Raw genomic sequence first — 9,814 nt, forward strand, 5'->3', positions numbered from 1 at the left:
GGAAGGGCAGGAGCGATGACGGAAGGAGAGGCGATGAACGGCTCCGATGTCACCCGCGAGGGCTCCGAGGGCGGGCGGCCGGGCCGCGCCGCCGCGCCGGAGATGCTGCGCGGCGGGCCGGGCGCCGACGGGAGAGGACGGCGCAAGGGCGGCAAGCGCGGCCGCGGCGGCCGTGGTGAGCAGCTCATGGCGCCCCCGGCCGACTTCCGGTCGTACTACGGCCGGCCGGTCATCAAGGCTCCTGCCTGGCGCGCCCGGGACATCGCCGGGTACTTCTTCCTCGGCGGTCTGGCTGGCGCCGGATCGGTGCTGGCGGCCGGGGCCCACGCGACGGGCCGCACCACCACCGCCACCGCGATGAAGGGCTCCTCCCTGGCGGCGGTCACCCTGTCCACCGCCGCACTCGTCAACGACCTCGGCAGACCCGGCCGGTTCGCGAACATGCTCCGGGTCGTCAAGCCGACCTCGCCGATGAGCGTCGGCTCCTGGCTGCTGGCCGCCTACGGGCCGACAGCGGGCGCCGCGGCCGCCTCGGCCGTCACCGGAAAGCTGCCCAGGGCAGGCGCCCTGGCCACCGGCTTCGCGGCGCTCCTCGGACCGGCCGTCGCCACCTACACCGCGGTCCTCGCGGCGGACACCGCCGTCCCCGCGTGGCACGGCGCGCACCGCGAACTCCCGTACCTCTTCGCGGCATCGGCGACGGCCGCCGCCGCCGGGACGGCCCTCGCCGTCGCTCCCGTACGGGAGACGGCGCCCGCCCGGTGCGCCGCGGTACTGGCCGCGGTCGCCGACGAAGCGGTCACCAAGGCCGTCGAACGGCGCCTCGGCATGGTCGCGGAGACCTGGCACCAGGGGCGGGCCGGCACGCTGCTCCGCACGGCGCGGACACTCACCGCGGCCGGAGCCGCCGTCGGCGCCGCCTTCGGAGGCCGTTCCCGCACGCTGGCCGCCGCGAGCGGGCTGGCCCTGCTCGCCGGTTCCGTGTGCACCCGCTTCGGGGTCTTCGCGGCCGGCATCGCCTCCGCCGAGGACCCGAAATACACCGTCGTACCCCAACGGGCGGCCAAGGAAGCCCGCCGCACCACATCGACGCACAGCGCGGAGAGGACACAGCCCACATGACCCGCACACCCCATACCGACGAGCCGGCCCAGGTCGTGCTCAGCGCCCAGACACCGGCCGATGCCGAGGCCGTGTTCAGCACGCTGCGCAGCTGCTTCGACTCCGACCGCGCCGACGGCGACACCGCCCACGACCAGCCGCACCGGTCCGGTCACCCGACCGTCTGGACCGAGACCTTCGAAACCTCGGAGGTCCGCGGCGACGTCCGGCCGAACGCGGACCTGTCCGCCGCCGTCACCGCCGACCTCCAGGGCAGCCACTTGGCGGTGGACCGGCTGCGGGACGTGCTGACACGCGCGTTCTCCGTCCGTACGGAAGGCACGGTGTCGGGCGACCAGGAGGTCGAGCTCCAGATCGTCCTGGAGAGCACGGGGCAGAGCTGACCCCTTCCGGTGCACCATGTGTGCCGCGGGCGGGTGCGGAGCAGCCTCAGTTCTGCTCCGCACCCGCCCGACGGACGTCCGGGGCCCTCACCCCGGAGTCTGCACGCCCCGTACCAGGTACTCCGCATACACCTTGACGGTGCGGCACGCCGCCAGTTCGCGCCGACCATACGGAGACTCTGACAGTGGCGCCGAATGCCAACAACCATGGCCCCGTGCCAACTTCTGCGCATCTTCCCGCCCGCCCTTGCGAAGACTGCCAAGCCGTTCACGTGGCGGCGCGCTCCCTCCGCCACGCCACCGCGTCGGCAGTCAGCGGCGCCTGGATGTTATAGACGTCGCCGACCCGCAGGTTGCCCGGTGTGCTGAATTCACCGTGGCAATTGATGACGGAGACGGCGACCTGGGAATTCGGCTGCCAGAACGTCCGGTAGTACGGCGCGTTCGCCGCATCCGGGATCTCCAGCAACGGGACGCCGCGCCGCTCCAACAGACGCCGCAGCTTCTCGAACCGCAGCCGGGGGGCGAAGCGTCCGTACCGGGTTCGCAGCACCTCGTCGACGGACTTGTGCTTCCGGTGGGCCAGTCTGTGCACCTGCAAGGTGAAATGGTGCCCCGACCAGAGGGCGTCGGTGGATTCGCGTTCCCAGAAGAACTCGGGCAGGCCGTAGGAGTAGCCCAGGCCGGTTTCCCCGAACCTGTTCTCGCCGAAGTCCGGCCCCAGGTTTTCGGCGACGCGCTCGGGAGAATCGGTGTGGCGCAGGCCGAGCACGGCGCCGGTGGTCACGACGTCCATGTAGAACGCCAGGGAATACGGGGTCAAGTGATGTTCCTCGATAAGTGCGGGGAGAGCAGTTTACGGCCCGCCGGCCGGCCGTTCCCGAGCCGGCCGGCGGGCTGCCCCCCCGGGTCACCCCCATGAACCGGTTCTAGCTGTGGAGTTCGAAGGTGATCACGACGTGGGCAGCTCCGCGCGCACCGTCCGCGCGGCCGCGACGAGGTTCTCCAGCGAAGCACGGGTCTCGGGCCAGCCCCGGGTCTTCAGACCGCAGTCGGGATTGACCCACAGCCGCTCGGCCGGGATGGCGCCGAGGCCCTTGCGCAGCAGGCTCGCCGCCTCCTCGGCGCTCGGCACGCGGGGCGAGTGGATGTCGTACACGCCCGGGCCGGCCTCCCGCGGATAGCCGTGTTCGGCCAGTTCACGGGCCACCTGCATGTGTGAGCGGGCCGCCTCCAGGCTGATCACGTCGGCATCCAGATCGTCGATGGCCTGCACGATGTCACCGAACTCGGCGTAGCACATGTGTGTATGGATCTGCGTCCGGTCCCGCACCCCGCCGGTGGTGAGGCGGAACGCCTCGGTGGCCCAGGCGAGGTAGGCGGGACGGCCGGCGGCGCGCAGCGGCAGCGTCTCGCGCAGCGCCGGCTCGTCGACCTGGATGACCGAGGTGCCGGCCGCCTCCAGGTCGCCGACCTCGTCACGCAGGGCCAGCGCCACCTGCCGGGCGGTGTCGCCGAGCGGCTGGTCGTCCCGGACGAACGACCAGGCGAGCATGGTGACCGGGCCGGTCAGCATCCCCTTGACCGGACGGTCGGTGAGCGACTGCGCGTACCGCGTCCACCGCACCGTCATCGGCTCGGGCCGCGAGATGTCGCCCGCGAGGACCGGCGGCCGGACGTACCGCGTGCCGTACGACTGGACCCAGCCGTGCTGTGTGGCGAGATACCCCGTCAGCCGCTCGGCGAAGTACTGCACCATGTCGTTGCGTTCGGGCTCGCCGTGCACGAGGACGTCGATGCCCGCCTCCTCCTGGAAGGCGAGCACCTCGCGGATCTCGTTCCCGATGCGTTCCTCGTACCCGGCCGTGTCCAGGCGTCCCGCCCGCAGGTCGGCGCGGGCGGCGCGCAGTTCGGCGGTCTGCGGGAAGGAGCCGATGGTGGTCGTCGGCAGCAGCGGCAGGCCGAGGTGGGCCCGCTGGGCGACGGTCCGTTCCCCGTACGGCGCCGAGCGGCGGCCGTCGGCGTCGGTGACGGCGGCGGTACGGGCCCGTACGGCGGGGTCGCGGGTGATCGCGGAACCGGCGCGGGACGCCAGGTCGGCGCGGTTGGCGGCCAGTTCGGCGGCGATCGTGTGGGTGCCCTGCGCGAGGCCGCGGGCGAGCGTGGCGACCTCGGCGGTCTTCTGCCGGGCGAACGCGAGCCAGCGCAGGACCTGCGGGTCGATGTCCCGCTCGGCGGTGGCGTCCAGCGGCACGTGCAGCAGCGAGCAGGAGGCGGCCACGTCGACCCGGTCGGCCAGACCCAGCAGCGTACCGAGCGTGGCCAGCGACTTCTCGTAGTCGTTGATCCAGATGTTGCGGCCGTTGACGACTCCGGCGACCAGCCGCTTGCCGGGCAGGCCGCCGGCGGCGGCGAGCGCGTCCAGGTTGCCCGCCGCGGCCTCGGTGAAGTCCAGCGCGAGACCGTCGACGGGCGCCTTGGCGAGTACCGGCAGGGCCTCGCCGAGCTGGTCGAAGTACGAGGCGACCAGCAGCTTCGGGCGGTCGGCGAGCGTACCGAGGACGCGGTAGGCGCGCTCGGCGGCGTTGAGGTCGGCCGGGGTGCGGTCCTGCACCAGGGCGGGCTCGTCCAACTGCGCCCACTCGGCGCCGGCCGCGCGCAGGTCCGCCAGTACCTCCGCGTAGACGGGCAGGAGCCGGTCGAGCAGGGTCAGCGGGTCGAAGTCGGCGGCCACACCGGGGGCCGGCTTGGACAGCAGGAGGTAGGTGACCGGGCCGACGAGGACCGGGCGCGGGGTGTGACCGAGCGCGAGTGCCTCCCGCACCTCGCCGACCTGCTTGGCGGAGTCGGTGGAGAAGACGGTGTCAGGCCCCAACTCGGGCACGAGATAGTGGTAGTTGGTGTCGAACCACTTGGTCATCTCCAGCGGCGCCACGTCCTGCGTCCCGCGCGCCATCGCGAAGTAGCCGTCCAGGGCGTCGGCCTCGACGGCGGCGCGGTGGCGTTCCGGGACAGCGCCGACCATGACGCTGGTGTCCAGCACATGGTCGTAGTACGAGAAGTCACCGGTCGGCACCTCGTGGATGCCGGCGTCGGCCAGCTGCTGCCAGTTGGAACGGCGCAGGTCCTTCGCGGTCTCCCGGAGGGCGTCCGCGGTGACGCGGCCCTTCCAGTACCCCTCGACGGCCTTCTTCAGTTCCCGGTGCTGTCCCTGGCGGGGGTAGCCGTACACGGTGGCCCGTGCTGCCGCGGCTGCGGGCTTCGCTGTCACGGAACTCTCCTTCGCGAGCGTGATCTTCTCCGAGCCCGGTGACGGGACGAGAACGCGAAGGAATGACGCACCGGACGGGCCACCCGGCGCCGAACGGCACCCATGCCCGCCTGCTGTGGTCGCCGACCCGCCCTCGAGGTCACCGGAAGGTCCGCGCACGTACGGACGCGCGCGGGCAACGGGCAGGTCTTCGGACTCGCGGGCACGCCTGCCGGACCATCGTCCGGCGGACACCTATTGGCCGTCGCTTCCCGGATCCGCGGCCCGGATCCAGTGCGTATGACGGCGGTCGTTCCCGCTCACCGCTGCGGGGCAGTCCCGGATTCCCACCGGGTTCCCTCTTACGACGCGCCTGCCTGGCGGGCAGGGCGAACCAGCTGCACCGGACAGCGTAGATCGGTCGCACCCGGTAGGGACACCCTTGTTCACATGGTGGTACGTGAGATGGGACACGGGGGGGAGGGGTGGGGGCGGGCGGGGGCGGAGCCGGGCGGGACGGCGGGGACGGGGACGGGCGGAGCCGGGTCGGACGGGCGGGGCCGAGGCTCCGTACGGCGTCCCGGATGTGTCCGGATCGGCGCTCACCGGGCATGCCGGGGGTCTGAACAATGGGACATCTCCCGGCCGGGCCGCTTACCGGCGGGCCGTTCGCCGAGGCCTGGTGCCGTACACCGGGGGGCCGGCACCGCACACCGGGGCGGCACCGCCATCGCTACCGATACCGGCACAGGCACCGGCGCCGGCATCGGCACCGCAGAAGGAGGACCCGCCATGCCCGGCACCCACGAACACCCGCCCTCGGAGGCATGGAAGTCCGCGCTCACCGTGCTGCAAGAGGTCGTCCCGCCCGCCATCCCGGAGGGCGCGCACGTGTCGACCGTCCAGATCGAGTACCCGCCCGGCGACCAGGGTGCCCCGCCGCACCGCCACCCAGGGCCGGCCTTCGGGTACGTGCTGGAGGGCGAGATGCGCTTCGAACTGGAAGGTGAGCCGGAGCGGATCGTCCGCGCCGGGGAAGCGTTCTGGGAGCCCGGCGGTGACGTCATCCACTACCAGGACGGCAACGCCCTCACCGACACGCGGCTGCGCTTCGTCGTCACCATGCTCTGCGTACCGGGGCAGCCCATGTCCGTCCTGGTCGACGACGAAGAACTCAAACAGCGCGCTCACCTGCGCGCACCCCGGGAGCCCTGACGCCTCTCCGCCCCAGCGGGCGCCAACAGCGCGAGGAGCAGACGAAGTGAAGATCGTGGTCATCGGAGGCACCGGCCTCATCGGCGGCAAAGTGGTCGGCAGACTCACCGAGCGCGGACACGAGGCCGTGCCCGCCGCGCCCAGTACGGGCGTCAACACCCTCACCGGCGAGGGCCTCGACACCGCGCTGGCCGGAGCCCAGGTGGTCGTGGACGTGGCCAACTCGCCCTCCTTCGAGGAGTCGGCGGTCCTGGAATTCTTTACCACCTCCACCCGCAACCTGCTGGCCGCCGAGGCCACGGCGGGCGTCACGCATCACCTGGCGCTGTCGATCGTCGGCATCGACGACCTGCCCGACAACGGCTACTTCCGGGCGAAGGTGGTCCAGGAGCGGCTGATCAAACAGGGCCCGATTCCCTACTCGATCCTCCGGGCGACACAGTTCTTCGAGTTCGTCAGAGGCATCGCCGACGCCGCCACCGACGGCGACACCGTGCGCGTACCACCCGTGCTCTTCCAGCCCCTGGCCGCCGAGGACGTCGCCGAGGCGGTGACCAAGGCCGCCGTGGAAATCCCGCAGAAAGCCACCACCGAAGTGGCCGGCCCCGAAGTCTTCCGCTTCGACGAACTCGTCGCCCGGGCCCTGCACGCCTGGCACGACCCGCGCACGGTCGCCCCCGACCCGCACGCCCGCTACTTCGGCTCCGAACTCACCGAACGCAGCCTCGTCCCCGACGAGGGCAGCGCCCGACTGGCCACCACCCGCTTCGAGGACTGGCTGCGTACGTCTTCCTGAACACGGCGAGGCAGGCATACACGTTGCTCGCGGTCCGAGGACGGGTTCGATCAGATCAAGCGACACACCGCGCGTGCCGCCAGGTCCGGTGGGTGGGGGCGCTCACACCCTTCACTGCGAGCATTTCTACGTTGTGGGCGAACGCGGAAAGGTGTCCGAAGTGCAGACTCGGACCGCTCAGATGGAAACGGCCGGCGGCCGCATCGACCTGCGGCATGCCGGGCAGGGAAGGAACTTGTTGTTCGTGCACGGTCTGATGGTCGACGGACACCTGTGGGACCCGCTGGCCCCGGGACTGCACGACCGGTTCCACATCGTGCTGCCCGACATGCCGTTAGGGGGACACCGCACGCCGCTCGAACCGGACGCGGACTGTTCCCTGGAGGCGCACGCTCGGTCGCCATCGCGGAGCGTTCACGCGCCTTCGTGTCGCTCGACGAGCCGGACCGGCTCGTCGAGCGTCTCCTCGAATTCATCGACGACGGCAGACCATCACAGGACGCGACGTAAAAAGGAGGGACACATCGCACCCACCGACCCCACGGCCGAGAAACTGGAAACTACCCACCCCTGAACGGTTGTCTCCCGGCCTTGACCGAGTGCAGCGCTCCGCGACGTCACCCAGTTACCGCGAGTAGCTGAGCGTTCCAATGCCGATCACATCCCCATCGCACCCCCCTCGCATCCCCATCACCCCCAACCGAAAGGCAGGGCATGCAAGACGTACGCCGGGCCCGTACGACCGACCACACCACCCTCGTGGAGTGCGTCCAGCGCTGGTGGGGCGACTCACGCACCCCGGAACAAGCGAGGGAACTCTCCCTGCTGCTGCCACGCCTCTTCCTGCAACACTTCGCGGACACCAGTCTGGTGCTGGAGGACGTGCGGGGAATCCGGGCGTTCCTCGTAGGCTTCCACTCCGCCGACCACGCGGACCAGGCGTACATCCACTTCGTCGGAGTGGACCCCGAGTTGCGCCAGCAGGGCGTCGCTCGCCGCCTCTACACCACCTTCTTCGAACGCGCGGCAGCAGCCGGCCGCACCGAGGTACGCGCCATCACCTCGCCGCACAACACCGGTTCCATCGCCTTCCACAGGGCCCTGGGCTTCACCCCGTCGGCCCCGATCGCGGACTACGACGGTCCCGCGCTGGACCGGGTGACTTTCCGCCGCGCCCTTTGAAGAGGCGGAGGTGGCGGGCGGGCATCCCCTGTGTGGGGCCCGCCCGTTGCCCGGCGGGTAGGACCATCCCCGCACGCGCGGGGACCGCAGGATGCGGAGGCGCCGTTCGGTGTCGGGAGTGGGACCATCCCCGCACGCGCGGGGACCGCAGGCTTCGACCAGCGGTTTCGTCAGGCGTGGTGGTGGTTTTTCCTTACTTTCAGGGAATCCGGCGAATGCTGCGAAAGCTGCCTCTTCTTGGTCATTCCGTCGCTGCTCCCCTCGGGAAGGCCCCTGGGCCGAAGGCGAATCGACTTCGGTGGAGCAGGATAGGCCCTCCTGGTTGACGAGGTGGCAGCCGTGGGGCCGGGGCGAATGCGGAGTGCCGGGGAGAACCCCGCGTTCGTGCGCGTCACGCGGCTCGGCGTTTGCGTTGGCGGTAGGTGGTCAGCTTGCGGCGTTCCTCCTCGTCCGTGGCGCCCCAGATGCCGTAGAAGAGACCGGCCGGGCCCGTAACCCACCGCGATGGGTGGTCGAAGGGCGTTGACCAGGCAGATCGATCTTTCGCGCCGATGCCCGTTGATCTGGCCGAAAGTCCCAGGGGTCCCAGAGCAATCCCAAGCGGGCGCTGGCCCACGACCACGCCGGCGGCTGTGTACGTGACGCCGGAAGCCGCCGGTGCTGCTGACCTGCTGCGATGGCGGTTGTCACGGGCGCTGGGGGACGTTGGTCCGCGTATCATTCGGATCTTGGTCTCAACCGCCGGGAGCCGGGATGGGCTGACGTTACGGTTCGGGAGGGACCATCGGTGCGGAACTGGCGGCTTCGCGCTGATCTGGCAGTTGCCGAACAACAGAGGGGCTCAGAAGGCGCCGTCTTCTCGCTCGCTGCATGGGTGCGAGCAGTCGAGAGTGTGAGAACCGCGTCAACACCAGCCTGTCCCGGTGCAGGTGGAAGGCGGATGGGTGACTGCGGGAACTGGTGCGCCCGGCCGCGTGTGATTCAAGTGGTGCCTGCGTCCGGTAGCCGAAGGTGGTCCGGGCGGTGATGTCTGTCCTGCGGTGCGCATCTGCTGGGCGCGTCCGGGGCGGCCGTCCGTAAGGGCCGGAGTTTTCGCTCGTGGCATGATCGGGGCCATGGAGCACTTCATACGTCCCAACGGCTCACCGCCCGTCAACGGCTACAGTCACGCGGTCGCCTTCACCGGAGCGATGGTCGCTGTCTCGGGCCAGATTCCAGTGGATGGCGACGGCAACCTGATCGGTAAAGAGGACACTGAGGCCCAGATCCGTCAGGTATACGCGAATCTGACCACCGCGTTGGAAGCAGCCGGCTCCGGCCTGGAGCACATCGTCAAACTGACGGTCTACCTGACCGATCTGGACGATCTGGACGCGTTCCGCAAGGTGCGAGACGAATACCAGGACGCAGAACACCCGCCCGCCTGTTCCTTGGTGAAGGTCGCCGGCCTGGTCCACCCGGACTTCCGGGTCGAGGTCGACGCATTGGCCGTGGCGCCGAGCGCTGGGTAACGGTCGGGCCCACTGAAGCAGCCCCCTTGCGGCCCTCGGGAACGTGGCAAGCCCTCGGGTAAGTCGTTGCTGTGACCGGTGTGTGCGACGGCGGAAGGCATGCCGCGTTCCGATCGGCGGGCCGGGCCAGGTTGAGGGCGGGCGGCCTGCCACCCCGGCTGCCGCGTCGAAGGCGGTGTGCCTGCGGATCGGCCGGGACGGGGATGACCGCACGGATTCCGCGTGTGCGCTGGTGTCTGCGGACGGCATGCGAGGAGTACGCCTAATGGGAAGTGAAGGCCGGTGGTAGCTGATTCAGGGGCGCGAGCTGAGCCTTTGAGTATGCCCGGGCCTGAGAGCCCTGTTGACAAGACGA

The 9,814-nt window shown here is 70.6% G+C and carries 9 protein-coding genes, 1 pseudogene and 1 riboswitch; of the genes and pseudogenes, 7 read left to right on the top strand and 3 right to left on the bottom strand.

Annotation, left to right across the window (positions count from 1 at the left end; genetic code table 11):
• Nucleotides 1-33: 33 nt before the first annotated feature.
• Together nrfD and AB0A97_RS36250 are read left to right on the top strand one after the other, a co-directional pair.
• Entirely contained in the window at nucleotides 34-1,122 is a 1,089-nt protein-coding gene (nrfD, locus tag AB0A97_RS36245) for an NrfD/PsrC family molybdoenzyme membrane anchor subunit (RefSeq protein WP_361158528.1), read from the top strand.
• Nucleotides 1,119-1,505, top strand: a complete 387-nt coding sequence (locus tag AB0A97_RS36250; RefSeq protein ID WP_361158531.1) for a hypothetical protein — start codon at nucleotides 1,119-1,121, stop codon at nucleotides 1,503-1,505. The genes nrfD and AB0A97_RS36250 overlap by 4 nt, the downstream gene beginning before the upstream one ends.
• Before the next feature lie 268 nt (nucleotides 1,506-1,773).
• Here AB0A97_RS36250 and AB0A97_RS36255 read toward each other — a convergent pair whose 3' ends face one another.
• On the bottom strand, nucleotides 1,774-2,328 hold the full coding sequence (locus AB0A97_RS36255) for a hypothetical protein (protein WP_361158535.1): 555 nt from the start codon (nucleotides 2,326-2,328) through the stop codon (nucleotides 1,774-1,776).
• 129 nt (nucleotides 2,329-2,457) lie between these two features.
• Nucleotides 2,458-4,776, bottom strand: a complete 2,319-nt coding sequence (metE, locus tag AB0A97_RS36260; protein WP_361158538.1) for a 5-methyltetrahydropteroyltriglutamate--homocysteine S-methyltransferase — start codon at nucleotides 4,774-4,776, stop codon at nucleotides 2,458-2,460.
• A 184-nt stretch (nucleotides 4,777-4,960) separates the two neighbouring features.
• Nucleotides 4,961-5,120, bottom strand: a riboswitch (cobalamin riboswitch).
• A 427-nt stretch (nucleotides 5,121-5,547) separates the two neighbouring features.
• Between metE and AB0A97_RS36265 the strand changes: the two genes are divergently transcribed.
• The 5 genes from AB0A97_RS36265 (at nucleotide 5,548) to AB0A97_RS36285 (ending at nucleotide 9,459) form a co-directional block, all read left to right on the top strand.
• A complete protein-coding gene (locus AB0A97_RS36265) occupies nucleotides 5,548-5,970 on the top strand; it encodes a cupin domain-containing protein (protein ID WP_361158541.1) in 423 nt (140 codons plus the stop codon).
• Nucleotides 5,971-6,016: 46 nt separating this feature from the next.
• A complete protein-coding gene (locus AB0A97_RS36270; RefSeq protein ID WP_361158544.1) occupies nucleotides 6,017-6,766 on the top strand; it encodes an SDR family oxidoreductase in 750 nt (249 codons plus the stop codon).
• A 160-nt stretch (nucleotides 6,767-6,926) separates the two neighbouring features.
• Nucleotides 6,927-7,340, top strand: a complete 414-nt coding sequence (locus AB0A97_RS36275) for a hypothetical protein (protein ID WP_361158547.1) — start codon at nucleotides 6,927-6,929, stop codon at nucleotides 7,338-7,340.
• A 140-nt stretch (nucleotides 7,341-7,480) separates the two neighbouring features.
• Nucleotides 7,481-7,948, top strand: a complete 468-nt coding sequence (locus AB0A97_RS36280) for a GNAT family N-acetyltransferase (protein WP_361158550.1) — start codon at nucleotides 7,481-7,483, stop codon at nucleotides 7,946-7,948.
• Between the two features lie 1,115 nt (nucleotides 7,949-9,063).
• A complete protein-coding gene (locus AB0A97_RS36285; protein WP_361158553.1) occupies nucleotides 9,064-9,459 on the top strand; it encodes a RidA family protein in 396 nt (131 codons plus the stop codon).
• A 130-nt stretch (nucleotides 9,460-9,589) separates the two neighbouring features.
• Here the strand turns inward: AB0A97_RS36285 and AB0A97_RS36290 are convergent.
• Nucleotides 9,590-9,721 (bottom strand): annotated as a pseudogene (locus tag AB0A97_RS36290) (IS5/IS1182 family transposase); the annotation flags it as partial.
• Nucleotides 9,722-9,814 lie beyond the last annotated feature (93 nt).

This window comes from Streptomyces sp. NPDC045470, from assembly GCF_040646595.1.
Lineage (GTDB): Bacteria > Actinomycetota > Actinomycetes > Streptomycetales > Streptomycetaceae > Streptomyces.